Source organism: Natronomonas amylolytica (genome assembly GCF_037031205.1).
Lineage (GTDB): Archaea > Halobacteriota > Halobacteria > Halobacteriales > Haloarculaceae > Natronomonas > Natronomonas amylolytica.
In genome coordinates this window covers 163,531-185,787 of sequence record NZ_JAYEZM010000006.1, presented here as the reverse complement: position 1 = coordinate 185,787, position 22,257 = coordinate 163,531, and the positions used below count along the sequence as shown (strand labels likewise).

The 22,257-nt window shown below is 66.3% G+C and carries 22 protein-coding genes; 10 read left to right on the top strand and 12 right to left on the bottom strand.

The genetic code is table 11. From position 1 onward, the window contains the following. Window positions 1-2: 2 nt before the first annotated feature. Window positions 3-695, bottom strand: a complete 693-nt coding sequence (locus U5914_RS10900; protein WP_336135793.1) for a hypothetical protein — start codon at window positions 693-695, stop codon at window positions 3-5. Between the two features lie 106 nt (window positions 696-801). Here U5914_RS10900 and U5914_RS10895 point away from each other — a divergent pair, with 106 nt between their 5' ends. Beyond that, window positions 802-1,767 carry a ferritin family protein gene (locus tag U5914_RS10895; RefSeq protein WP_336135792.1) on the top strand — a complete coding sequence of 322 codons (966 nt, stop codon included), beginning with the start codon at window positions 802-804 and terminating at the stop codon, window positions 1,765-1,767. Window positions 1,768-1,917: 150 nt separating this feature from the next. Then, a complete protein-coding gene (locus tag U5914_RS10890; RefSeq protein WP_336135791.1) occupies window positions 1,918-2,352 on the top strand; it encodes a pyridoxamine 5'-phosphate oxidase family protein in 435 nt (144 codons plus the stop codon). A 58-nt stretch (window positions 2,353-2,410) separates the two neighbouring features. Here U5914_RS10890 and purD read toward each other — a convergent pair whose 3' ends face one another. Then, window positions 2,411-3,706 (bottom strand): phosphoribosylamine--glycine ligase, encoded by a 1,296-nt coding sequence (gene purD, locus U5914_RS10885; RefSeq protein ID WP_336135790.1) that lies wholly within the window; start codon window positions 3,704-3,706, stop codon window positions 2,411-2,413. 73 nt (window positions 3,707-3,779) lie between these two features. Further along, complete coding sequence (locus U5914_RS10880; protein WP_336135789.1) at window positions 3,780-4,562, bottom strand: hypothetical protein; 783 nt, start codon at window positions 4,560-4,562, stop codon at window positions 3,780-3,782. Between the two features lie 140 nt (window positions 4,563-4,702). On the opposite strand from U5914_RS10880, the gene U5914_RS10875 reads away from it, so the two are divergent. Beyond that, entirely contained in the window at window positions 4,703-6,007 is a 1,305-nt protein-coding gene (locus U5914_RS10875) for an acetamidase/formamidase family protein (protein WP_336135788.1), read from the top strand. 95 nt (window positions 6,008-6,102) lie between these two features. After that, entirely contained in the window at window positions 6,103-7,122 is a 1,020-nt protein-coding gene (locus U5914_RS10870; RefSeq protein WP_336135787.1) for an AI-2E family transporter, read from the top strand. A gap of 9 nt (window positions 7,123-7,131) precedes the next feature. Here the strand turns inward: U5914_RS10870 and U5914_RS10865 are convergent, their stop codons facing one another. Next, entirely contained in the window at window positions 7,132-7,392 is a 261-nt protein-coding gene (locus tag U5914_RS10865) for a ubiquitin-like small modifier protein 1 (RefSeq protein ID WP_336135786.1), read from the bottom strand. A gap of 94 nt (window positions 7,393-7,486) precedes the next feature. Between U5914_RS10865 and U5914_RS10860 the strand changes: the two genes are divergently transcribed. Continuing rightward, the gene (locus U5914_RS10860) at window positions 7,487-9,595 is read left to right on the top strand and encodes a thioredoxin domain-containing protein (RefSeq protein ID WP_336135785.1); all 2,109 of its coding nucleotides are present in this window, start codon (window positions 7,487-7,489) and stop codon (window positions 9,593-9,595) included. A 2-nt stretch (window positions 9,596-9,597) separates the two neighbouring features. Here U5914_RS10860 and U5914_RS10855 read toward each other — a convergent pair whose 3' ends face one another. The 3 genes from U5914_RS10855 to U5914_RS10845 form a co-directional block, all read right to left on the bottom strand. Then, a complete protein-coding gene (locus tag U5914_RS10855; protein ID WP_336135784.1) occupies window positions 9,598-9,969 on the bottom strand; it encodes a TlpA family protein disulfide reductase in 372 nt (123 codons plus the stop codon). 85 nt (window positions 9,970-10,054) lie between these two features. Continuing rightward, complete coding sequence (locus U5914_RS10850; RefSeq protein WP_336135783.1) at window positions 10,055-10,723, bottom strand: HD domain-containing protein; 669 nt, start codon at window positions 10,721-10,723, stop codon at window positions 10,055-10,057. Between the two features lie 50 nt (window positions 10,724-10,773). Further along, window positions 10,774-12,309, bottom strand: coding sequence for an HTTM domain-containing protein (locus U5914_RS10845; protein WP_336135782.1), 1,536 nt, complete (start codon window positions 12,307-12,309; stop codon window positions 10,774-10,776). Between the two features lie 35 nt (window positions 12,310-12,344). Between U5914_RS10845 and U5914_RS10840 the strand changes: the two genes are divergently transcribed. Further along, complete coding sequence (locus tag U5914_RS10840; RefSeq protein ID WP_336135781.1) at window positions 12,345-13,346, top strand: PLP-dependent cysteine synthase family protein; 1,002 nt, start codon at window positions 12,345-12,347, stop codon at window positions 13,344-13,346. A gap of 36 nt (window positions 13,347-13,382) precedes the next feature. On the opposite strand, the gene U5914_RS10835 is transcribed toward U5914_RS10840, so the two are convergent. The 4 genes from U5914_RS10835 to U5914_RS10820 all read right to left on the bottom strand — a co-directional run bounded on the left by U5914_RS10835 (window position 13,383) and on the right by U5914_RS10820 (window position 17,252). After that, entirely contained in the window at window positions 13,383-14,333 is a 951-nt protein-coding gene (locus U5914_RS10835; protein WP_336135780.1) for a DUF4382 domain-containing protein, read from the bottom strand. Window positions 14,334-14,445: 112 nt separating this feature from the next. Next, the gene (locus U5914_RS10830; RefSeq protein WP_336135779.1) at window positions 14,446-15,309 is read right to left on the bottom strand and encodes an alpha/beta fold hydrolase; all 864 of its coding nucleotides are present in this window, start codon (window positions 15,307-15,309) and stop codon (window positions 14,446-14,448) included. 54 nt (window positions 15,310-15,363) lie between these two features. Further along, on the bottom strand, window positions 15,364-15,816 hold the full coding sequence (locus U5914_RS10825) for a DUF5804 family protein (RefSeq protein ID WP_336135778.1): 453 nt from the start codon (window positions 15,814-15,816) through the stop codon (window positions 15,364-15,366). 281 nt (window positions 15,817-16,097) lie between these two features. Then, window positions 16,098-17,252: an acyl-CoA dehydrogenase family protein gene (locus U5914_RS10820; RefSeq protein ID WP_336135777.1), complete on the bottom strand. Its 1,155-nt coding sequence runs from the start codon at window positions 17,250-17,252 to the stop codon at window positions 16,098-16,100. A 162-nt stretch (window positions 17,253-17,414) separates the two neighbouring features. Here U5914_RS10820 and U5914_RS10815 point away from each other — a divergent pair, with 162 nt between their 5' ends. Beyond that, entirely contained in the window at window positions 17,415-19,382 is a 1,968-nt protein-coding gene (locus U5914_RS10815) for a 3-hydroxyacyl-CoA dehydrogenase/enoyl-CoA hydratase family protein (protein ID WP_336135776.1), read from the top strand. Window positions 19,383-19,551: 169 nt separating this feature from the next. Then, window positions 19,552-19,872 carry an antibiotic biosynthesis monooxygenase family protein gene (locus U5914_RS10810; protein WP_336135775.1) on the top strand — a complete coding sequence of 107 codons (321 nt, stop codon included), beginning with the start codon at window positions 19,552-19,554 and terminating at the stop codon, window positions 19,870-19,872. 30 nt (window positions 19,873-19,902) lie between these two features. On the opposite strand, the gene U5914_RS10805 is transcribed toward U5914_RS10810, so the two are convergent. Then, window positions 19,903-20,166 carry a DUF8072 family protein gene (locus tag U5914_RS10805; RefSeq protein WP_336135774.1) on the bottom strand — a complete coding sequence of 88 codons (264 nt, stop codon included), beginning with the start codon at window positions 20,164-20,166 and terminating at the stop codon, window positions 19,903-19,905. Window positions 20,167-20,230: 64 nt separating this feature from the next. On the opposite strand from U5914_RS10805, the gene U5914_RS10800 reads away from it, so the two are divergent. Continuing rightward, the gene (locus U5914_RS10800) at window positions 20,231-21,034 is read left to right on the top strand and encodes an inositol monophosphatase family protein (RefSeq protein WP_336135773.1); all 804 of its coding nucleotides are present in this window, start codon (window positions 20,231-20,233) and stop codon (window positions 21,032-21,034) included. Window positions 21,035-21,109: 75 nt separating this feature from the next. Further along, window positions 21,110-22,243: a DUF63 family protein gene (locus U5914_RS10795; RefSeq protein WP_336135772.1), complete on the top strand. Its 1,134-nt coding sequence runs from the start codon at window positions 21,110-21,112 to the stop codon at window positions 22,241-22,243. The last annotated feature ends 14 nt before the right edge of the window (window positions 22,244-22,257 follow it).

Here is a 22,257-nt window from a genome sequence, read left to right as displayed (position 1 = left end):
CCTCACAGCGTCGCCGCGGCGAGGGTCCGAACGAGCGTCGGGCCGTGCCGGAGGTACATCCGGGGGGCCGTCCGCCGGGCCTCCGATATCGCCCGCTCCAGTTCCCCCGCCGCGTCGGCGGAGATTCCCTCGCCGTGGCCACACAGGACTCGCTCGGGGCCGATGCCGTCCAGCGCCGCCGGCGGGAACGGCCGCCGGACCAGCGAGACGCCGAGGCGCTCGCCGGGCGCGGTGAAGTAGTCGGCGGTGCCGACCGATTCGGCGACGACCAGCGTCTCGCCGTCGCAGAGCGCCCACTCCTGCCAGACGCCCCGATTCGTCACCGTCCGGAGGTGGTACTCCGTCCCCGGAAGTCGGCCCTCGAAGCGTTCGACGGGCGCCGCGAAATCGTCGGTCGACAGCGCGGACATCCCCTCGGGCAGGTAGACCGACACGTCGTGCCGCGCCGCGATGGCGGCAGCGTCCCGGCGGTGGTAATTATATAAGACGACCACGCCATCGAGGCCGCCCCACTCCTCGAAGCGGGCGTCGATACCCTCGGCGTCGACCGGGTCGACGGCCCAGACGCCGTCGTCGCCGGCGAGCGCGTGGCTGGTCCGTTCCATCGTCTCGTCGGGGTGGGAAATCCAGCCGAAGCCGCCGTCGAACTCGTCGACCACGTTGAGCGCCCCGAGCCCGCTGGCTTTCGCTGGCATACCCCCGTATCAGCGCGGCGCGGCTTAAACGTGGGGCGCCCTCGTTTATAAACGGGGCGTCGAAAGAAGGCGGAAGGGACAAGCTTGTGGGTTCCTACCACAGGGTATGACCCAGATACGGGACACCGACCGGGAGATGCGCATCGACCCCGACTCCTTTTCGGGTGGCTACTTCCGCAACGCCGTCTACCGGCATTGGGACCCCTACGAGGACATCCCCGAGGACCTGCTGGAGCAGGACCGCAAACGCATCGTCGACTCCGACATGTCCTTTGAGCAGTTCGAGGCCTTCCGCGCGTCGGTCGCCAAGTTCGGCGCCGGCGAGGAGGCCGTCACCGAGGACCTCGCGCCGCTCATGCTGACGCTTTCGGACATCAACGACCAGATGTTCGTCTCCAGCCAGATTTACGAGGAGGCCAAACACACCCAGTTCTTCGACCGCTACTGGCGGACCGTCATCAACCCGGCCGCCGAGGCGAAGGGCTGGGAGGTCACCAACCCGACCGACCAGCGCTACTTCCCCGAGGAGTACGTCGAATTGTTCGACCGCACCGAGGAGGCCATGCACCGCCTGCTGGAGGACGACACCCCGACCAACCGCGCGAAGGCGTTCTGTCACTACCATCTGGTCGTCGAATCGGTCCTCGCGCAGACCGGCTACTGGGGCTTTCAGGCCAATTTCAGCGACGAGGGGCCCGACAGCTGGGCCGACGACGAGGATACGGAGGACCTGAACCTCGATGGGCTCATCGAGGGCATCACCCGCATCCGGAGCGACGAGGGGCGCCACGTCGGCTTCGGGATGCGGAAGGTTCAGAACCTCATCGCCGAGGAGGGCGTCGACCCCGATATCGTTCAGGACACGCTCACCGACCTTCTGCCGCTTGTCGCCGGTACCGTCCAGACCGAATACGACACCGGCGCCGACCCCGCGCCGCTCATCGAGTACGCACAGGAGAAACTCTCCCGGCGCATCGAAATCATCACCGACGCCGACGCGGAACTGCCGCCCGTCGAGGAGTTGGTGAAAATCGAGGGCGCCGACCGCTCGGGCGCCGCGGGCGACGACTGAGCGCAGGACGTCTGTTTCTAAACACCCACTATCAGCGAGGAGCGCCATCTCTCGGAGGTGCCACCATACGGAGTGGTGCCGATGGGCTGAATCCGAGACCGCTGGAACCACCGAGGGCTATATTTATACTGCTGAAATAAACTCGGGGCAATGCCTGAAGAGTTGGGTCGGGAGGAATGCGACGAACTCCTCCGCGAGATGGGAAGTGGCGTGTTATCGTTGACCGACGGTGCGGAAACGTATGCGGTCCCGATGTCCTTCGGATACGACGGGGGAAACCTCTATTTCCAGTTCGTCTACGACGAGGACAGTCGAAAGGCGTCGTTCATCGAATCGACCGACGTCAGCACGTTCACGGTCTACACCGAGACCCCGCCCAGAAGCGTCGTCGTTCGGGGGACGCTCGAACCAGTGACGGACGACGAAGCCCTCGCGGCGGCGGCCCTCTCGAAGAACGCGGTCATCCCCTCGTTGAACGTCGGGCCCGAGGAATCCGTCGACGACCTCGTATTCGAGTTCTACCAGTTATCGCCCGAGGAGATAACGGGGCGAGCCTTCGAGATGTTCGCCGCTTCGGAGGAGTGAGAGCCGACGCACCTCTCGATTTATCTGACGAGCGTAGAAAACCGCCCGAGTGGTGGACCTACTCCTCGCGCAGTTCGTTCATGTGGTCGATGCGCTGCTGGAGCAGGTCGGCCTTGCCGATGTCGTGGCGGACGCGCAGGCCCTCCTCGCCGGCCTTCCCGAGGGCCTCCTCGGCGATGGCCTCGGCGCCGGTAATCGTGTCGGCGAGGCCGACGACGGCAAAGGAGCGGGAGGTGGTGGTATAGATACCGTCTTCGCGGGCGTCGACGCTGGCGTAGAACAACAGCGCGTCACCAGCGCTCTCCTCGTCGATTTTGATCTTCGCGCCGGCCTCGGGGTCGGTCGGGTAGCCGTCGGGAACGGCGTACTTGCAGACCGTCGCCTGATTCGAGAAGGTGAGTTCGGGCAACTCCTCGCCATCGCGGGCGGCTTGCAGGATGGAAACGAAGTCGGTGTCCAGCACGGGCAGGGTGTTCATCGCCTCGGGGTCGCCGAAGCGGGCGTTGAACTCGACGACCTTCGGGCCCTCGGCGGTCAGCATGAACTGGCCGTAGAGGATGCCCTTGTAGTCGGGCATCGCCTCGACGACGGCGTCGATGACCTCGACGGATTCGGTGTAGTCGGCTTCGGTCATGAAGGGCAACTCGAAGGTGGCGTCGCTATACGAGCCCATGCCGCCGGTGTTCGGCCCCTCGTCGCCCTCGTAGGCGCGCTTGTGGTCCTGCACGGCGGGGGTGACGCGATACTGGCCGTCGGCGACGAAGGCCTGAATCGTGAACTCCTCGCCGACCAGTCGCTCCTCGAGGACGAACTCCTCGTAGTCGCTGTCGAGGACGTACTCGATGCCCTCCGCTTCGGTTATCTGGTCGCCGATGACGCGGACGCCCTTGCCGCCGGTGAGGCCGCGGGGCTTGATGGCGAGGTCGCCGTCGTACTGGCGGATGTAGTCGGCGGCCTCTTCGGGGTCCTCGAACGTGGCGAAGTCCGGACAGCCCGGAACGTCGTGTTCGGCCATGAACTCCCGCTGGAAGGCCTTGTCCGTCTCGATGCGAGCCTCGGCCTCCTGTGGGCCGAAAGCGTAGACGCCCGCCGCATCGAGGGCGTCGGCGACGCCGGCGTTCAGCGCGGATTCGGGGCCGATGGCCGCCAGCGTCGCGCCGACCTCCTCGGCGTAGTCGACGATGGCGTCGGCGTCCGTCTCGTCGATTTCCGAAAAGCCCTCGGCCAGCGAGGCGATGCCGGGGTTCCGGTTCGACGCACAGGCGTACAGTTCGGTGTCGGCCGAGTCGTCGACAGCGCGGGCGATAGCGTGTTCTCGGCCGCCGCCACCGACGAGCAGAACGGTCTCCGTCATACGCGTATCCGGCACGCATAGAAGTGTAAACGTTGCTGTTCTCGTGAACGACTTTATACAAGAACGTGTCTATCTACACGCGCTCGTCGAGCGTGTAGCCGGCGCCGACCGACCAGAAGAAGTCGTGGTCGCCCTGACGTTCCTCCTCGCAGACGCCGTTTACCGACTGGACGCCGTCGACGCTGCCGGTCCACTCGACGTCGTAGAACCCGCCTTCGCGGCGCTCGCTGTTGGCCTCGATACCGTCGGTCGTCTCGCTGAGCGGGAACCGCCCGGACGGTGGGGAGCCGAGCGTGACCTCGGCGTCGCCGTCCGACCGCGAGACCGTCGCGGCGTCGGTGAGGGTGCCGTCTCGAAGCGAGACGCTGGCCGAGATAGTCGAGAGGGTGACGTCCCGGACGAGGCGGTCGTCGCCGCCGTCGGCGGCCGCCCACAGCCAGTAGCGATAGCGGTTCTCGCCGACCGCGTAGGTCGCGACGCTGGCGTCGACGATGAGCAGCGGCGCGTCGGGGTCGACATCCTCGGGGTCGAGGCTGGAATCGGTGCCGCCGGGCTGGCCGGGCGTCTCGCGGGAGACGACCAGTCGCTGGGTGTAGGCCGTCTCGAAGTCGTCGGGTTGTTCGGCCTCCAGCCCCCAGACGCCGCTGTCGCCGTAGCGGTCGGCCATGTCGTCGGTGTACGTCGAGAAGGCCTCGGCGTCCAGCGACCGTTCGACCGATGGGTTCAGCGCCCAGTTCGTACTCGACGTCAGCCGCGTTTCGCGGCGCGTCACCCGTTGTTCGATGCAGCCGGCGAGGCCGGCCGCGGCGAGCAGGCCGCCACCGGCGCGCAGCGCGTCCCTGCGGGAGAGCTTCATATCCGTCCCGTCTGGCCGGCGACTCAAATAACCCGCTATCACGCGGCGGGGACGCCGACCACCCCGACCGGTGAGTCGCTCCCGGCCCGAACCCCCGGTTCAGTCGCCTTTATGCGAACGAACCACTAACACTCTAGGGCATGTCCCAGCAAGTTCAGACGGAACTCGAGGTAGACCAGTACACGCTCGGCCTCGTCGGCCCGGAACAGGAGTGGGCGGGCACCGTCGCCGACGGCGGGACCGTCCGGACCCACACGCCACCGGCCTGCTGGGGACCGATGATTACACCGGAGTTCCGCGGCGGCCACGAGGTGACGCGGCCGATTCGCGTCGACGGCGCCGAACCCGGTGACGCCCTCGTCGTCCACATCAAGGACGTCGAGGTGACGAGCGTCGCAACGAGTACGGGCAGCATGGCCGAACGCGAGGGGGCCTTCGGCGACGACCCCTTCGTCGACCACGTCTGTCCGGAATGCGGCACGGAATGGCCCGAGAGCATCGTCGAGGGCACCGGCGAGGACGCCATTCGCTGTGCGGAGTGTGGCGCCAACGCCTCCTCGTTCGGCTTCGAGTTCGGCTACACCGTCGCCTTCGACGAGGACCGCTCGGTCGGCCTCACGGTCGGTCCCGAGGGCGCCGACGACCTCGCCAACCGCGCCCACGAGGCGATGGCCCTCCCGGAGAACTCCCGACAGCACCCCATCCTGCTGTACAAACCCGACGAGATACCGGGCACGCTCGGCCACCTCCAACCGTTCATCGGCAACATCGGCACGACACCGTCCCGGGAGTTCCCCGACTCCCACAACGCCGGTGACTTCGGCCAGTTCCTCATCGGCGCCGACCACGACTGGGGACTCGAAAACGAGGAGGAACTCGACGCCCGCACCGACGGTCACATGGACTCCAACGACGTTCGGCCCGGCGCGACGCTCATCTGTCCGGTCGAAATCGAGGGCGCGGGCCTCTACGTCGGCGACCTCCACGCCAATCAGGGCGACGGGGAACTCTCGCTGCACACGACCGACGTGAGCGGCAAGACCGAACTGGAGGTCGAACTCGTCAAGGACGTCGACCTCGACGGCCCGATGCTGTTGCCCAACGAGTCGGACCTGCCCGATATCGCCAGGCCCTACACCGACGAGGAACGTGCGGCCGGCGCCGAACTCGCCGACCAGTACGAGGTCGACGACGTGCGTGATGCCGCGCCCGTCCAGTTCATCGGCAGCGGAGCGACCATCAACGACGCCACCGACAACGCCTTCGAGCGCGCGGGGAACCTCTTCGGCATGACCGAAGGCGAGGTCCGGTCGCGCTGTACGTTCACCGGCGGTGTCGAAATCGCTCGTCTGCCGGGCGTCGTCCAGTTGTCGATGCTGGCACCCGTCGACGTTCTGGAGGCGTGTAACCTCGCCGAGACTGTCCGCGAGAAGTACGGACTGTAAGGGGCCGCCCGCGCGGCCGTTTTGCGCGTTTCTTCGCCGTCGCTTATATACGCAACCACCCACCCTTATATAGGATACACCCGGCAACTACACGCATGGACCGGACGCGAGCAGTGCTGCTCGGGCTTGCGGCCGTACTGCTCGCGATATCCGTGGTTCTCGTGTCGCCGTTCTTCGATTTCGTCTTCCTCGCAATACTCCTCTTCTACCCACTCAACCCGCTGTACGACCGTCTCACCGAGTACGTCCGCCCGCGAGCCGCGTCGGCGGCCCTCGTCGCCGGGACCATCCTCGTCGTCGTCCTGCCCGCCTTGCTGCTCCTTCGGACCACCGTCCGGAACGTGATGTCCATCCTCTCGCGGATTCGAAGCGGCGAGATAACCTTCCGCCGACTGGAGGTGGAACTCGCCGAACTCACCGGCATCGAGGTGGACGTGGCGGGCACGCTCCGGACCGCCGCCCGCGAGATCCAATTCGGCGCCATCGACGGGGTCCTCGGCGTGTTCGGCACGTTCACGCACGTTCTCCTCGGACTGGCTCTGACGATGTTCCTGCTGTTCTATCTGCTCATCGACACCCCGAAACTGGCCGCGTGGCTCCGGGGGACGGTTCCCCTTCCGGACCACATCCAGGCCGAACTCTACGGGGAGTTCGAGGAGATAATGTGGGCGGTGCTGGTCAGCCACGTCTTCATCGCGGTCGTGCAGGGCCTCATTGCAGGGGTCGGGTTCGTCGCCCTCGGCGTCCCCAACGCCGTCTTCTGGACCGTCGTCATGGTGATTTTGGCCGTGCTGCCGATTATCGGCTCGTTCCTCGTCTGGGGGCCGGCAGCGGTCTATCTCTTCGTGACGAACCAGCCCGCCGCCGGCATCGTCCTCTTCGTCTACGGCACCATCGTCGTCGGCCTGACCGACGATTACCTCCGGCCCATCGTCGTCGACCGCTACACGGAGACCCGTCTCAATCCCGCCGTCCTCATCGTCGGCATCCTCGGCGGCGTCTACGCCTTCGGCTTCATGGGCATCTTCTTCGGCCCCGTCATCATCAGTTCCCTCCGGGCCGTCCTCGACGTCTACCGCCGCGAGTTCGGGGGCAACGACGGCTATTCTACCTAAATTCGGGCGTCAACCGCCCTGCATCGCCGGGAACAGTCGTATCTCGGCGTCGTCCGGACAGGCCGCATCGCCGTCGACCCGCTCGCCGTCGAGGGTGACCCGGACGCTCGGCCGAACGTCGCCATCCTCGTCGAGGAGCCGCGACCGGGCACGCGGATACGCCTCGATGAATGCGGCTATCGCGTCGTCGACCGTCTCGACGTCGGCGTCGAGTTCGACGGTCTTGGTCCCCGTCGCCGCCCGGAGTTCACCGTAGACCGTTAGCTCCATACGCGTCCTTGGACGGCAACCGTCAAGAACGCCGCCCCTGGGCGGCCGTGGCCGAAGCCCCCGTGTTTAGTAACGCGGGGACGTACCGTCCGGTATGGAAAACCGCCTCGACGAGGCCGCCTCACCGTACCTCCAGCAGCACGCCGACAATCCCGTCGCGTGGCAGCCGTGGGACGCGGAGGCCCGCGAACTCGCCGAACAGCGGGACGTGCCCATCTTCCTTTCGATCGGCTATTCCGCCTGTCACTGGTGTCACGTCATGGAAGACGAGAGCTTCACGGACCCCGACATCGCCGAGAAGCTCAACCGGGACTTCGTCCCCGTCAAGGTCGACCGCGAGGAGCGACCGGACGTCGACAGCGTCTACATGACCGTCTGCCAGCTCGTCACCGGCAGCGGCGGCTGGCCCCTCTCGGTGTGGCTGACGCCGGAGGGCAAGCCCTTCCAGGTGGGCACCTACTACCCACCCGAGCCCCGACAGGACATGCCCGGCTTCGGGCAGGTACTGGACGACATCGCGGCCTCGTGGAAGGACCCGGAGGGTCGACAAAGCCTCGAAGCCCGGGCCGACCAGTGGACGGACGCGGTCGAGGGACGTCTCGAAGACACGCCCGACCAGCCCGGCGAGGCGCCGGATTCAGAGTTCATCGACGCCGCCGCCAGCACCGCCGCCCAGAACGCCGACCGCGTCCACGGCGGCTGGGGCCGCGGCCAGAAGTTCCCACAGCCCGGTCGTATCCACATCCTCCTGCGAGCCTACGACCGGACCGACAACGAGGCGTACCGCGATGTCGCCGTCGAGACGCTCGACGAGATGGCTGCCGGCGGCCTCTACGACCACGTCGGCGGCGGCTTCCACCGCTACTGCGTCGACCGCAAGTGGACCGTCCCGCACTTCGAGAAGATGCTCTACGACAACGCCGAACTCCCGCGGGCCTTCCTCGCGGGCTACCAGTTGACGGGCGAGGAGCGCTACGCCGAGGTGTCCCGCGAGACGTTTGCCTTCGTCGAGCGGGAACTCACCCATCCCGAGGGCGGCTTCTACTCGACGCTCGACGCCGAAAGCGAGGCCGAATCCGGCGAGCGCGAGGAGGGCGCCTTCTACGTCTGGACGCCCGAGGCGGTCCACGAGGCCGTCGACGACGAACGCGACGCCGAGTTGTTCTGTGGCCGCTACGGCGTCGTCGAGGGGGGCAACTTCGAGAACGGGCAGACGGTCCTCAACGAGTCGGCGACGCCCCACGAACTCGCCGCGAAATACGACATGACCGTCGACGACGTCGAGGAACGCATCGAACGCGCGAAACGGCAGGTCTTCGAGGCACGCGAGGGGCGACCCCGGCCCCCGCGCGACGAGAAGATTCTCGCCGGCTGGAACGGCCTCATGGTCTCGGCGTTCGCGGAGGGCGCCATCACGCTCGACCCCGAGTACGCCGCCGCGGCCGAGGAGGCCGTCGACTTCTGTCGCGAATACCTCTGGGACGCCGACGGGCGTCGGCTAAACCGGCGATTCAAGGATGGGGATGTCGGCATCGAAGGCTACCTCGAAGACTACGCCTTCCTCGGTCGCGGTGCGCTCGATACCTATCAGGCGACGGGCAATCGGGAGTACCTCGCCTTCGCGCTCGAACTCGGCCGCGTCATCCGGGATGCGTTCTACGACGAGGACGAAGAAACGCTCTACTTCACGCCAACTGGGGGCGAGTCGCTCGTCGCGCGGCCCCAGGAGTTGACCGACACGTCGACGCCCTCCAGCGCGGGCGTGGCCGCCCAACTGCTAGGGGCGCTGGACCACGTCGCTCCCGAGGAGGGCTTCGCCGAAGTGACCGAATCGGTCGTCGAGACCCACGCCGCGAAAATCGAATCCAGCCCGCTGGCACACGCGGCGCTGGTGCTTGCGGCCGACGACAGCGCGGTCGGCGCTCTGGAGTTGACAATCGCCGCCGACGGCCTGCCGAACGACTGGCGGGACGAACTCGCGTCGACGTATCTGCCGACTCGATTCATCAGCGTGCGGCCGCCGACCGAGGCGGACGTCGAGGAATGGACCGAGGAACTCGGCTTCGATGACGTGCCGCCCATCTGGGCCAATCGGGAGGCCCGCGAGGGGCGGCCGACGGTCTATGCGTGTCGGAACTTCACCTGCTCGCCGCCGAAACACGACCTCGCCGAGGCGCTGGCGTGGGCGAAGTCGGACTTATAAAATCACTCGAGCTGTTCGGCGAGATAGACCGCGATGGGCGCGTTCTCCTCCTCGACGAACCGTGCGAGTTCCTCGCCGGTGTCGGCGTCCTCGACGATGACCGTCGGAATCAACTCGATGCCGTACTCCTCGACGTTCGGCCCGGTCTTCGAGCCGTCGTCTGCCTTTTCGACGGGGTAATGCTCGACGTTCTCGACGCCGGCCGCATCGAGTGCGGCGCCGAAGTCAGGGAGTTGCGAGCGGCAGTCCTTGCACCAGTCGCCGCCCCAGACCTTCACGACGATGTCGTCGGCCAGCGCTTCGAAGGTGTCGACGGCGTCCTCGTAGGAGTCCGCATCCCAGACGGGATTCGGACGCATCGTTTCCAGTTCCATACCTACCGATTCGTCGCACGCTTCTTAAGGGCCGCGCTACGGGCGGAAATCGCCCGTCGTCGGCCGCGAGACGGGTCAGTGAGAACTACGCTCGGCCGTACCACTCGTCCTCGAACCGGTCGAGGAAGGCCACCAGATACTCGTGGCGGGAGTCCGCGACCTCGCGGGCAGCGTCGGTGTGCATCTCCTCGCGGAGGTTCAGCAGTTTCTCGTGGAAGTGGTCGATGGCCGACGCCTCCTCGGAGTCGGGCGTCCACATCGGCCGGTCGTGGGCGCCGGAGTAGACGAAACAGCGCGCGACGCCGACCGCGCCCATCGCATCGAGATTGTCGGCGTCCCGAAGCAGGTCGACCTCGATGCGGTCGCCGTCCCGCTTGTCCGCATGGAACTCGTACTCCTCGTGGAGCGCGACACAGTGGAGGACGGCATCGCGCTTCTCGGGCGGAAAGTCGGCGGCCGCGAGGACGGCCTCGACCTCCTCCAGCGACTCCTCGGGGTGGACGAACTCGCCGGCTTCGGCGCCCATCGCGCGGTGAATGTCGTGAGTCAGGGCCGCGGCGCCCAGCACCTCGCGGTCGGCGTGTGGGTAGTCGTCGGCCAACTCCATCGCGGTATGGAAGACGCGCCAGCCGTGGGCGACGTCGTGGCCCGTGGAGTCGTCGCCGACCCACGCCGCCATCTCCTCGGCGATGGCCTCGAAGAGCGGGTCGACGCCGTGGGGTGCCTCGGGGGCCCGGGCGTCGGCGGGATTCATATCCCGAGGTTCGTCGCGGCCGCCTTCAATCCCTCGTCGCGGCCCGGACGTCAGGCCGACCGGCAGCGGTAGGTCCCGAGGTCCTGTCGGGTCCGCTCGTCGCTGTGGGCCGACTCGTGGACGAAGACGATTTCGACCTCGGTGAGGCGTTCGCCGTGGGTTTCCGCGCCGGTTCGACAGAGGTAGTCGGCGAAGGCGGCGATGCGGCGGTCGCTGCCGTGCTGGAGGCCGGTCAGGTACTTGCGCCACCGGGCGTTCGGATAGGTGTCGGCGATGTCGTCGGGCGGGTCGAACCCCGTGTCGGCGTGGGGGTAGACGTCGACCTCCTCTCCCGCCGCCGTTTCGGCGGTGGTGACGTACCAGCCGTCGCTGGCGGGCGGGTTCGGCGCGAAGAGCTTCCAGCTGTGTTCCGCCGGGTCGACGGGTGCGTCCTCGGGCGTGGCGACGACGCCGACGGCCGCGACCTGCCACAGGAGGCCGACGACCAGAACGAGCGCCGTCGCGACCGGCAGCGCCCGTGCTGCCCCTCGCCGGAGGCCGGACGGGAGGACAGCGCGGGAGGGCTGGACGGCGGCGTCGATTCCCGGCCGAGCGTCGAGCCAGTCGCCGACGCCGTTTATAAGTGGCTCGACGGCGCTCTCCACGCGGTCCCAGACGACGGGCGGCAGGAAGACCAGCAGGCCGGCGACCATCGCCTCCGAGAAGAGGCCGAGGTCCATCGTGAGCCGCATCGCCAGATGCGCGCCCATGTAGAGGGCGACCAGCGTCGCCCGAAGCCAGCCACGCGCCAGCAGCAACAGCGGCGAGGCAGCCAGCATCGCGACCCACAGCCAGTTGATGGCGACCAGAAGCGCCGTGAACTCGCTTATATACGGGCCGAGGAAGACCACGAACCGTTCGACCTGGAAGACCTGCGGGACCGCCTCACCGGCCATCCACGCGTCGCTTCGGAACTTGAAGACGGCGTTGGTCGCATAGATGAGGACGACCTGTGAAAGGAGTGCCGCCGTACCGAAACCGACGGCCGGGGTGGCCGTCGCGTCGGCCCCGTCGCTTGCCCGCGCGTCCAGCGACCAGCGGCGACCGAGCGGGAGGAACAGGGCGACGAAGAGAACGACCAGTAGCACCGTATCGCCGCCGTTGAGGACGTAGTCGTTCCGCGCCTGCAACGAGGCCAACAGGAGCCACGAGGCGACCGCCGAGACTCGCGTTCGGTAGCCGACCGTCAGCAGCAGCGCGAAGCCGAAGGCGACGACGAAAAGCAGCGCCTGCCACCACAGCGCGCCAGAGAGCGTATGCAGCGAGACGCGGGCGAGCGTCGGATAGAGTTCGGCGTGGATGTCCCGCGGCAGGACTCCGGCGTCAGTATAAAAGGCGCGGAGGTTCCGCGCTCGCAGGAGGAGGTCGGCACACAGTAGCAGGCCGACGTAGATGCGGAACGCCGCCAGCGCGCGGGCGTCGATACCCACGCGCTCGGCGAGGGCCGCAGGAAGCCGTGAGCCATCGCCCATCTCGGCCGGGATTTCGGGCCGCAACGAATAGCTCTTGTGGGGGCTGTCGGCGCCGGCAGGAGTTCCCTCCTTCACGGGGGTCTTATATCGGGGTTGCCAACGTTCGAACAATGAAACGGGGCATTCTCGAAACCGTCGGCTCGCCGCTGGTGCAGGTCCAGTCCCCTCCGGGGTCGACGGTCGCCGCGAAAATCGAATCGAAGAACCCCGGCGGGTCCGCCAAGGACCGGCCGGCACTCGCGATGGTCGAGGCCGCCGAGGCCGCCGGCGACCTCGAACCCGGCGACACCATCGTCGAACCGACCTCCGGCAACACCGGTATCGGCCTGTCGATGGTCGCCGCCGCGAAGGGCTACGACATCACGGTCGTGATGCCGGCCTCGAAATCGCCGGAACGCCGGCAGATAATGAACGCCTACGGTGCCGACCTCGAACTCGTCGAGGGGAACATCTCCGCCGCGAAGGACCGCGCCGACGAACTGGAAGCCGAGAGGGGGTTCGTGCAGGTCCGGCAGTTCGAGAACCCGGCGAATCCGGACGCACACTACCACACGACGGGCGCCGAAATCATCGAGCAGGTCGGCGACCGCACCGTCGACGCCCTCGTTGCGGGTATCGGTACCGGGGGCACCATCTCCGGGACCGGCCGCCGACTCAAGGAGGCCTTTCCCGACATGGAGGTCGTCGGCGTCGAACCGGAGGGCAACGAGGTCCTCACCGGCGGCAAGACCGGCGAGGACAGTTTCCAGGGGATGGGCCCCGGCTTCGTCTCGCCGAACCTCGACCGCGAGTTGCTCGACGACGTGGAGGTCGTCGACCTCGAATCCGCCGAGGCCGAGTGTCGCCGCCTCGCCCGCGAGGAAGGGATTCTGGTCGGCCAGTCTTCCGGTGGCTCCCTGCTCGCCGCGAAGCGGGTCGCCGAACGCCTCGCCGAGGAGCGCGGCATCGATCCCGAGACCTGCCCCGGGCCGAGCAACGACGTGAACGTCCTCGACGAGGCGGCCCCCGACCACGAACCCATCCCCGATGAGTGCCCGCTGGTCGTCACCGTCTTCTGGGACTCCGGCGAGCGGTACATGTCGACCGGGATGTTCGACGAACCGGAAGAATAGAAGCGTCCGAAGTCGGGTGACGTCTTCGTCGGCGGTCTACTGTCCGTCGCCCTCGTCCGTTTCCTGCGGGGTCGCGGTGGGGGTCTCGGTTTCTTCCGCAGTTTCGGTTTCCTCAGCAGTCTCGGTCTCTTCCGCCTCGTCGTCACCGCCTTCCTCGCCGACTTCTTCGACCTCGACGTCCTCGCCGGCGACGCCGCTCTGAGAAATCACGGGTTTCAGATTGTAGCTGTTCTCCTGTCCGCGCTTGACGACGTTGATGTCGAAGACGAAATCGACCGATTCGCCCTCGCGGACCTCGAACGGTTTGGTTATCTGGAGTTTCTCGCTGGGAACCTTCACCTCGGCCGGTTCGCCGTCGACGATGCCCTCGGTTCCCGCGACGTTGAGTTCGACCTTCTGGTAGGTCCCGGGTTCGAGTTCGCCGTCGAAGACCGGCAGCGCCCGGTCGCCGACGACCTGCGTGAGGTCAACCGTGGCGTCATCGAGTTCGAGGGTGTAGAACCCGCGCTCGCCCTCGGCGTCCCCGTCGGACTCGCCGTCCTCTTCATCGCTCTCGTCATCTCCCTCGGATTCCGTCTCCGCCGACTCACCGTCGGGTGTTCCTGCAGTCTCGGTCGGCTCCGCCGTTTCGGTGGGTGTCTCTGTCGCAGTTTCCTCCGTCGACTCCGTATCCTCCCCGTCTCCTTCGCTCTCGTCACCGCCGTCGAAGATGCGGGCGCTGTCGAAGGTGACGTCCAGCCGGTCGAAGTCCCCGATATCCGCCGGGGCGTCGCTGATAAGGAGGCGGAAGCCGGTTCCGCTCTCCGTATTCTCGTCCCCGTTGGAATCGGTACCCGGTTCGTCGTTCGACGGCGAACCGCCGACACAGCCGGCCAGCAGCGCCGCACCGAGGCCGCCGCCGACGGCGAGGACGTCCCGTCGTCGATAGTCGGCCGGTAGTCGGTCGGTAACGCGGTGCCGGGTCGGACTGGCGTCGTTTTCTTTCATCAACAGGATTTCGGAGTCAGTACGAAAAAGCCCGATGACCGATGTGCTCGCGAGCCCTCCTGTGCCGAACCGGTCGACGCGCCCACAAACGAACCCATACTTGCTGAGAGTGTCAGACTCGGTCGAGCCACGCGTGCAGTCGCGCGACGAACGCCTCCGGATGCTCACGCTGGGGCAGATGGCCACATTCGGCGAGGAAAAAGCGGTCCGCGACGGGCGCGGCGTCGGAGGCCCGCTTGGCGTGGTCGGCCGGCACCAGCGGGTCGTCCTTGCCGTGGACGAACAGCGTCGGCACCGGCAGTTCGTCCATTCGGTCGGCGAAACTCGTCTCGAACCCGGACCAGCCGACCTCGGCGCGCTGGAACCGGCGATAGGCGTCGCCAGCGTTCGGTCGCTGAAGTTCGCGAACGGCGTCGTCGACCAACGCATCATCGAGGTTCTCGGGGTGGACGACATCCCGAAGCGTGCGCTCGGTGAGGCGTCGACTCCGTTTCAGGGCCCACCACGCCGTCTCCATGAGAAACGGGGTTTTCGCGTAGGCGGCGCTGCGGTTGCCGCCCATCGTCTCGTCGAGGCCGTAACTGTCGACGAGGACGAGTCGGCCAATTCGGGCCGGGGTATCGAACGCATAGGCGAGCGCGATGGCGCCGCCCGTCGAGGCGCCGACCAGCGTCGCATCGAGGACGTCGAGGGCGTCGAAGAAGGCGTCGAGAGCGTCGGCGTAGTAGGCCGCATCGGGAACCACGTTGTCGGGGACAGCGTCGCTGTCGCCGTGGCCCGGTAAATCGAGCGCGTAGACGCGGTAGTCTTCGGCGAGTTCGGGGAAGGCCTCTCGCCACGAAACCGTCGCCGAGTCGATGCCGACGCCGTGGACGAAGACGATGGGGCGGGCCTCGGCGGGGCCGTCGACGTAGTACCGCACCCGTGTTCCGCCGACCCCGATGCTCCGCTGGTCGGCGGACTCGAAAGTACTCATACAGTTTACAGAAGGTCGTCGCTTATATACTGTCTCCCCACGACTCCGCCCGATTCAGGCGCCGAACTCGTCTTCTGTCACGCGGACGACGAGCGTGTCGTCGACCTCGTGGAGGTCGTAATCGGGCAGTTCGTGGCCCGTCCGGGTGACGAACATGGGTTCGAGGAGTTCCTCCTCGCGGATGCCAAAGACCTTCAGGAACCGACCGGTCTCGTCGGGGGTGATTTCGTTGTCCCGGACCGCCTCGGCCAAATCGCGCGAAAGCCACTCCTCGTCGCTGACGGATGGTTCCAAGACGAGCGACTCTCGGGCGAACCGGACGAGATACCAGTTGAGGTCGTTTAAAAGGGCGACGGCGCCGCCGAGCGAGACGGTTTCGACGGCGACGGTGTTCCGATACGGTTCGTCGAGATCGTAGGTCGCCAGCGCCTCCCGGGCAGTCTCGCGACTGACGAGTTCGTAGCGCAACTCGACGTCCTCCTTGCCGACGAGACACACCCGCGTCATGGTTGGACGTACGAGGGCTGTTTAAAAGTGGTTTCGACCTGATTGGCTGAAGATGGTGAAACAGGAACCGAGAGTAGCATCCGCCGAGGGGGCGCCCGAAGGTCGCCCCCAAGGCGGTTCTCGGCGCCGACCGGAGGGAGGCGCCGTAGCGCGCGACGACTAACGCGGCGCCGTCAGGCGCCGCGGCATGGAGGAGTGCGCGCATATTTTCCCCATGTTTTTGCCGAGAACCGGGGTCGCGGCAACGCCGCGACCCGCGTTCTCGTGCAAAAAGTGGGCGTTTAGAAGCCCTTGCCCTGCAACTCCCGCGCGATAATCATCTTCTGGATTTCGGTGGTCCCCTCGTAGATCTGGGTGATCTTGGCGTCGCGGTAGAAGCGCTCGACGTCGAAGTCGTTGACGTAGCCGGAACCACCGTGAATCTGGACGGCTTCGTTGGCGGTCTTGACGGCGATGCGGGAGGCGAACTCCTTGGCCATCGAGGCGAGCATGGTGTTGGGCGAACCGCCCTCGTCGACTTCCCACGCGGACTTGTAGGTGAGGTTGCGGGCGGCCTCGGTTTCGGTGTGCATGTCGGCGAGTTTGTGCTGGATGGCCTGGAAGTCGCCGATGGGGCGGCCGAACTGTTCGCGTTCTTGGGCGTATTCCAGCGCGCGTTCGGCGGCGCCTTTGGCGATGCCGATGCCCTGCGCGGCGACGCCGGTTCGGGTGGCGTCGAAGAAGTTCATCTGCTGGTAGAAGCCGGCGTTCTCCGAACCGACGAGGTTCTCCTCGGGGACGCGAACGTCGTCGAGGATGAGTTCGGCGGTGTCGGAGGCACGAATGCCCATCTTGCCGGTGATTTTGTCGGCTTCGAAGCCGTCGCGGTCGGCTTCGACGATAATCTGGGAGAAGCCGTTGTAGCGCCCGTCGGCGTCGGGGTCGGTCTTACAGAGGACGACGAAGAAATCGCCGACGCTACCGTTGGTAATCCACATCTTGTTGCCGTTGATGACGTACTCGTCGCCGTCCTTCTCGGCACGCGTGCTCACCGAGGAGACGTCCGAACCGGTGTCGGGTTCGGAGATGGCGGCCCCGGAAATCGCATCGCCCTTGGCGACGGGTTCGAGGAACTCCTCTTTCTGTTCCTCGGTGCCGTATTCGAGGATGGCCTCGGTTCCGAAGGAGGTCGCGAGAATCGACAGCGCGATGCCGGGGTCGGCGGCGAACAGTTCCTCGGCGATGAGGACCGAATCGAGGGCGCCGTAGCCGGCGCCGCCGTACTCGATGGGGATGGTCGCACCGGTCAGGCCCATCTTCGCGGCCTCGTCGACGATGTCGTGGGGGAACTTCTCCTCGACGTCGTACTCGGTGGCGTTCGGCCGAACCTCGTTGTCGGCGAAGCGTCTGACTTCCTCTTTGAGTTGTTCTTGCTCGTCGGTGAGCGCGAAGTCCATACTTTAAGGGTGGCATGACGCCACATAACGCTTCTCCCTCCTATTGCCGGTCTCCGTATATCAGTTCGTACGATATCGACGGCCTCACGTTGCGGTTCGCGCGAAAACGGGGAAAGAAGGAAACGTTGAAACACGTTCAGAGTGACCGTCCTCCTGCTAACAATGGAATTCGACGATATCGAGACCATCGCGGTCCTTGGCGCCGGGAATATGGGTCACGGCATCGCGGAGGTCGCGGCCCTCGCGGGTTACAACGTTAACCTGCGGGACATCAAAGAGGAGTTCGTCCAGAGCGGCTACGAGGACATCGAGTGGTCCCTCCAGAAACTCGCCGAGAAGGACCGCATCAGCGACGAGAAGGCGGAGGACGCGCTGGACAGCGTGACGCCCTACGTCGACATGGAGGAAGCCGTCGGTGACGCCGACTTCGTCATCGAGGCCGTCCCCGAGCAGATGGACATCAAGCAGGACGTCTACGGCGAGGTCGAAGAGTACCTCCCCGAGCACGCCATCATCGCCTCCAACACCTCCTCGCTTTCCATCACGGACCTCTCGGAGGTCACCGAACGCCCCGAGCAGTTCTGTGGCATGCACTTCTTCAACCCGCCGGTCCGCATGCAACTGGTCGAGGTCATCTCCGGTGCCCACACGTCCGAGGAGACTCTCGACCTGACCGAACAGGTCGCAGAAGAGTTCGACAAGACGCCCGTCCGTGTCCGGAAGGACTCGCCGGGTTTCATCGTCAACCGCATCCTCGTGCCCCTGATGAACGAGGCCTGCTGGCTCGTCAGCGACGACGTCGCCACCGTCGAGGAGATCGACTCCACGACGAAGTTCGACATGGGCCTGCCGATGGGCGTCTTCGAACTCACGGACATGACCGGCCACGACATCACCTACCACGTCCTCGAATACATGAACGAGGAGCTGGGTGACGCCTACGAGCCGGCGCCGTTCCTCGAGGAACTCATCGAGGAGGAGCGCCTCGGCAAGAAGACGGGACAGGGCGTCTACGACTACGAGAACGGCGAAGGCGTCGACATCCCGACCGACGCCGGCACCGACGAGGTCGCCGAACGTCTCACCGCCGTGATGGCGAACGAGGTCGGCAACCTCGTCGGCAACGACGTGGCCGACCCCGCCGACATCGACGAGGCGGTCATGCTGGGCGCCGGCTTCCCGGACGGCCCCGCGAAACTCGCCGACGAACACGGCCTCGAATCGCTCGTCGAGACCCTCGAGGAGCTCACCGAGGAGGAGGGCCACCCGCGCTTCGAGGTCTCCGACGGTCTGCGTGCGGCCGCCGACGAGGGCGGCTTCCACGGCGGCGACGACGATGACGGCGTCGAGTTCACCAACCTCGAGGTTCGCTATCCCGGCGACATGGTCGGCCAGATAGTCCTCGACCGAGAGGCGCGGATGAACACCATCAACGCGGACCTGCTGGACGAACTCGCCGAGGCCGTCGACCTGCTGGAAGACGACGACGAGGTTCGCGCCCTCCTCATCACGGGGAAGGGCGACCGCGCGTTCTCCGCGGGTGCGGACGTCACCTCGATGGCCGGCAGCGCCGACCCCATCGAGGCCATCGAACTCTCCCGGAAAGGCCAGCAGACCTTCGGCAAGCTCGAGAAATGCGACATGCCCGTCGTCGCCGGTATCGACGGCTTCGCGCTGGGCGGCGGCTTCGAACTGGCGGTAGCCTCGGACTTCCGTATCGCTTCGGAGCGCTCCGAACTCGGCACGCCGGAACACAGCCTCGGGCTCCTGCCCGGTTGGGGCGGCACCCAGCGTCTGATGCGCATTGCCGGCTTCGGCCGCGCAAAGGAGATCGTCTTCACGGCGGAGCGGTTCGACCCCGAGACGATGTACGACTACGACGTCGTCACCGAAGTCGTCGACAACGAGGACTTCGAGGAGCGCGCCCACGAGTTCGCTGCCGACCTCGCTGCGGGCCCGCCCATCTCCCAGAAGCTCACGAAGCGCGCGATGCTCAAGGGCTGGGAGGACGTCGACGCCGGCCTCGAACTCGAAGCCCAAGCCTTCGGCCACCTCATGAACACCGACGACCTCATGGAGGGCATCACGGCCTTCATGGGTGACGGTGAACCTGAGTTCGAAGGAGAGTGAGGCGAACGTCGTCGGACCTGTGGTCCGACGGACGTTAGCCTGCGTTCGAAGGCGAGTAACGCCGGCCGATAAACCACGTTTTTCGTTCCTGACGCTGCGAAAACTCCCCGGACACCAGCCCATAGGCAGGGGAATCCTCTTATTCGCGTGGGCGATTGAACGGATATCGATGTATCTCGTTACCTTTCGCATCGACCCGGGGGAGTACGACGCGGAGTTCCACGAGTTGAACGACAGCATACAGGCGGTAGCCGAAGATATGGACGAGTATCTCGGCAAACGCACGTGGCACGACCCGAAGACGGACGAAGTCCTCGTCGCCTACTACTGGGAGTCGCTGGACGCGCTCGATACGTTCGGCGCGGACGCAGACCACGAACGGGCGAAACAGCGGTGGGCGGAGTGGTACGATGCGTATGAGGTCACTATTACAGAAGTGCTCGATACCTACGGGAGTGGGTTCGGCGACGACGCGGACCCGCCTGCGTAGCGCGGCATCTCCCGGTCCTCCCGTCGCCCGCTACTTCTCGGCGGCGGCTACGTCGACGACTTCGCCGACCGACACCCAGCCATCGTCGGTTTCCTTGCCCGCCACGAGCGGGTCGTCCTCGCCGTCCGAGACCAGTCGATAGGTCGTTCCCTCGGGGTCGGTACCCTCCCCCTGGAACTCCTCCTGGAAGAACTCCGCCGAGCGCATATCGAGACGGACGGAGGAGTCATCGTCGAAGGTCAGTTCGACGTCTTTGGGCGTGAGGTTGTGAATGCGTTTCGCGAGCGTGTTCATACCCCGTGTGGGCGTCGGTCCGGCAAATCGGTGGCGCTTTCCCGGGGCCGACCGCAGGGCGGGTATGAGCGAGCGCGCGGACTGTGCCCTCCGAGCGGCCGAGGCCGGCGGCGCCGTCGCCGTCGGGTCGTTCCGTGAGGGTATCGCTGTCGAGACGAAGGCGGACAAGACCGACGTGGTCACGCAGGCCGACCGGGACGCACAGGATGCGGTCGTCGCCACGATTCGGGACGACTACCCCGAGGACGCCATCGTCGGCGAGGAGAACGACGAGTTACGAGCGGTTCCGGATTCGGGGGCGGCGTGGGTTATCGACCCCATCGACGGAACGAACAACTTCGTCCGGGGCATTCGGATGTGGGCGACGAGCGTCGCAGCGACCATCGACGGCGAGGCCGTCGCGGGCGCGTCGGTGTGTCCAGCACTCGAAGACACCTATCTGCTGGACGAGGGCGAGGCCTACCGGAACGGCGAGCAAATATCGGTCAGCGACCGGACGGACCCCGAGGCGTTCACCGTCGTTCCGACGGTCTGGTGGCCCCACGAGCGCCGCGAGGAGTACGCGGCCATCTGTCGGGGCATCGTCGAACGGTTCGGCGACATGCGACGGTTCGGGTCGGCCCAACTCGCCTTGGCGCTGTGTGCGGCCGGGGCAGTCGAGGGTGTCGTGACGAACGTCGAGGCGAACCCGTGGGACAGCGTCGTCGGCGCGGGACTCGTCGAGGCCGCGGGCGGGACCGTCACCGACATCCACGGCGAGCCGTGGCGCCACGACAGCCGTGGACTCGTCGCCTCCAACGGCGAGGCTCACGACCTCGTGTTGGCGGCGGCCCGCGAGGCCGAGGCGGAAGCCGACGCCGGACGATAGCGCTCCGAGGCCGGCCGTGTGCCGCCGTCGCCAGCGACCGGAAGCGTGAAACCACCGCGGTCCGGGCAATGGGATATGGACACCTCCGAAGGAATCGACCCCGCCCGTGCGTGGCTGGCGGCCTTCGTGACCGCCCTCGTCGCCGTCGTCGGTGCCGCAATCGCCTTCCCCCAGCGCGTCTACGACGGGTTCCTCTGGCGTTACTTCTTCGGCCCCGTCGACGCCGACGCCCATGGGGCGACGTGTGCGGTCCGTTCCGGTAGCACCACCGAGCGACTCTACAGTCAGACGGCCTGTGCCTCCGCGGACGGCATCGTCGTCACGCCCGGCTACACGACGGTCTCGACGGTCAGTTACGCCTTGGTACTCATCTTCATGCTCGTCGGCGTCTACTTCCTCCTGGACCGCCTCGAGGTGGAGATGTCGCCGCGGTTCTACTTCGCGTTGTTCCCGTTCATGCTGTTGGGCGGCGCCCTCCGCGTCGTCGAGGACGTCAACGCGACGTTCGTCCGGGAGGGACTGGAGATGCTCATCCCCTATCCGGAAGTGTCGGTCATCATCAGCCCGTTCATCTACTTCGTGATGTTCGCAATCACGCTGGCGGCGCTGGTCGTCGGTATCCTCCTCGACGAACGCGGCGTCATCGACGAATACGAACCGTTCCTCGGCGGCGTCGGCGCGCTCGCGCTGGCGGTGACGGTCGGCTTCCTGCTCTACGTCTCGGCGACCTCCGAGGTGGTCGGCTTCTATCCGGCCGTCGCGGTCATCACACTCACGACCGCGACGATAATCGCGGCGCTGTTCTGGTGGGCCTCGAACGAGTACGCGCCGTATATAAACGAAGGGACGGGCTACATGGGCATCCTCGTCGTCTGGGGCCACAGCGTCGACGGGGTCGCCAACGTCCTGAGCCTCGATTGGGCCGACGCGCTCGGCCTGCCGGTGACCTACGGCTCCAAGCACGTCATCAACGCGGCGACGGTCCGCATCACGAGTGCGATTCAGCCGGCGGGACTGAGCGACGCTATCGGGACCGCGTGGCCGTTCCTCCTCATCAAGATAGCCGCCGCCGTCGCCGTCGTCTGGGTGTTCAACGAGGAGATATTCGACGAGAGCCCCACCTACGCCTACATCCTTCTCATCGCCATCCTCGCGGTCGGTCTCGGCCCCGGGACGCGTGATATGCTCCGGGCGACGCTCGGTATATAAACCGGGGTAACCCC

Bases quoted from the DNA above. Each gene is read 5' to 3' on its own strand.
- U5914_RS10900 (WP_336135793.1), bottom strand. From the start codon at position 695: ATGCCAGCGAAAGCCAGCGGGCTCGGGGCGCTCAACGTGGTCGACGAG.
- U5914_RS10895 (WP_336135792.1), top strand. From the start codon at position 802: ATGACCCAGATACGGGACACCGACCGGGAGATGCGCATCGACCCCGAC.
- U5914_RS10890 (WP_336135791.1), top strand. From the start codon at position 1,918: ATGCCTGAAGAGTTGGGTCGGGAGGAATGCGACGAACTCCTCCGCGAG.
- purD (WP_336135790.1), bottom strand. From the start codon at position 3,706: ATGACGGAGACCGTTCTGCTCGTCGGTGGCGGCGGCCGAGAACACGCT.
- U5914_RS10880 (WP_336135789.1), bottom strand. From the start codon at position 4,562: ATGAAGCTCTCCCGCAGGGACGCGCTGCGCGCCGGTGGCGGCCTGCTC.
- U5914_RS10875 (WP_336135788.1), top strand. From the start codon at position 4,703: ATGTCCCAGCAAGTTCAGACGGAACTCGAGGTAGACCAGTACACGCTC.
- U5914_RS10870 (WP_336135787.1), top strand. From the start codon at position 6,103: ATGGACCGGACGCGAGCAGTGCTGCTCGGGCTTGCGGCCGTACTGCTC.
- U5914_RS10865 (WP_336135786.1), bottom strand. From the start codon at position 7,392: ATGGAGCTAACGGTCTACGGTGAACTCCGGGCGGCGACGGGGACCAAG.
- U5914_RS10860 (WP_336135785.1), top strand. From the start codon at position 7,487: ATGGAAAACCGCCTCGACGAGGCCGCCTCACCGTACCTCCAGCAGCAC.
- U5914_RS10855 (WP_336135784.1), bottom strand. From the start codon at position 9,969: ATGGAACTGGAAACGATGCGTCCGAATCCCGTCTGGGATGCGGACTCC.
- U5914_RS10850 (WP_336135783.1), bottom strand. From the start codon at position 10,723: ATGAATCCCGCCGACGCCCGGGCCCCCGAGGCACCCCACGGCGTCGAC.
- U5914_RS10840 (WP_336135781.1), top strand. From the start codon at position 12,345: ATGAAACGGGGCATTCTCGAAACCGTCGGCTCGCCGCTGGTGCAGGTC.
- U5914_RS10835 (WP_336135780.1), bottom strand. From the start codon at position 14,333: ATGAAAGAAAACGACGCCAGTCCGACCCGGCACCGCGTTACCGACCGA.
- U5914_RS10830 (WP_336135779.1), bottom strand. From the start codon at position 15,309: ATGAGTACTTTCGAGTCCGCCGACCAGCGGAGCATCGGGGTCGGCGGA.
- U5914_RS10825 (WP_336135778.1), bottom strand. From the start codon at position 15,816: ATGACGCGGGTGTGTCTCGTCGGCAAGGAGGACGTCGAGTTGCGCTAC.
- U5914_RS10820 (WP_336135777.1), bottom strand. From the start codon at position 17,252: ATGGACTTCGCGCTCACCGACGAGCAAGAACAACTCAAAGAGGAAGTC.
- U5914_RS10815 (WP_336135776.1), top strand. From the start codon at position 17,415: ATGGAATTCGACGATATCGAGACCATCGCGGTCCTTGGCGCCGGGAAT.
- U5914_RS10810 (WP_336135775.1), top strand. From the start codon at position 19,552: ATGTATCTCGTTACCTTTCGCATCGACCCGGGGGAGTACGACGCGGAG.
- U5914_RS10805 (WP_336135774.1), bottom strand. From the start codon at position 20,166: ATGAACACGCTCGCGAAACGCATTCACAACCTCACGCCCAAAGACGTC.
- U5914_RS10800 (WP_336135773.1), top strand. From the start codon at position 20,231: ATGAGCGAGCGCGCGGACTGTGCCCTCCGAGCGGCCGAGGCCGGCGGC.
- U5914_RS10795 (WP_336135772.1), top strand. From the start codon at position 21,110: ATGGACACCTCCGAAGGAATCGACCCCGCCCGTGCGTGGCTGGCGGCC.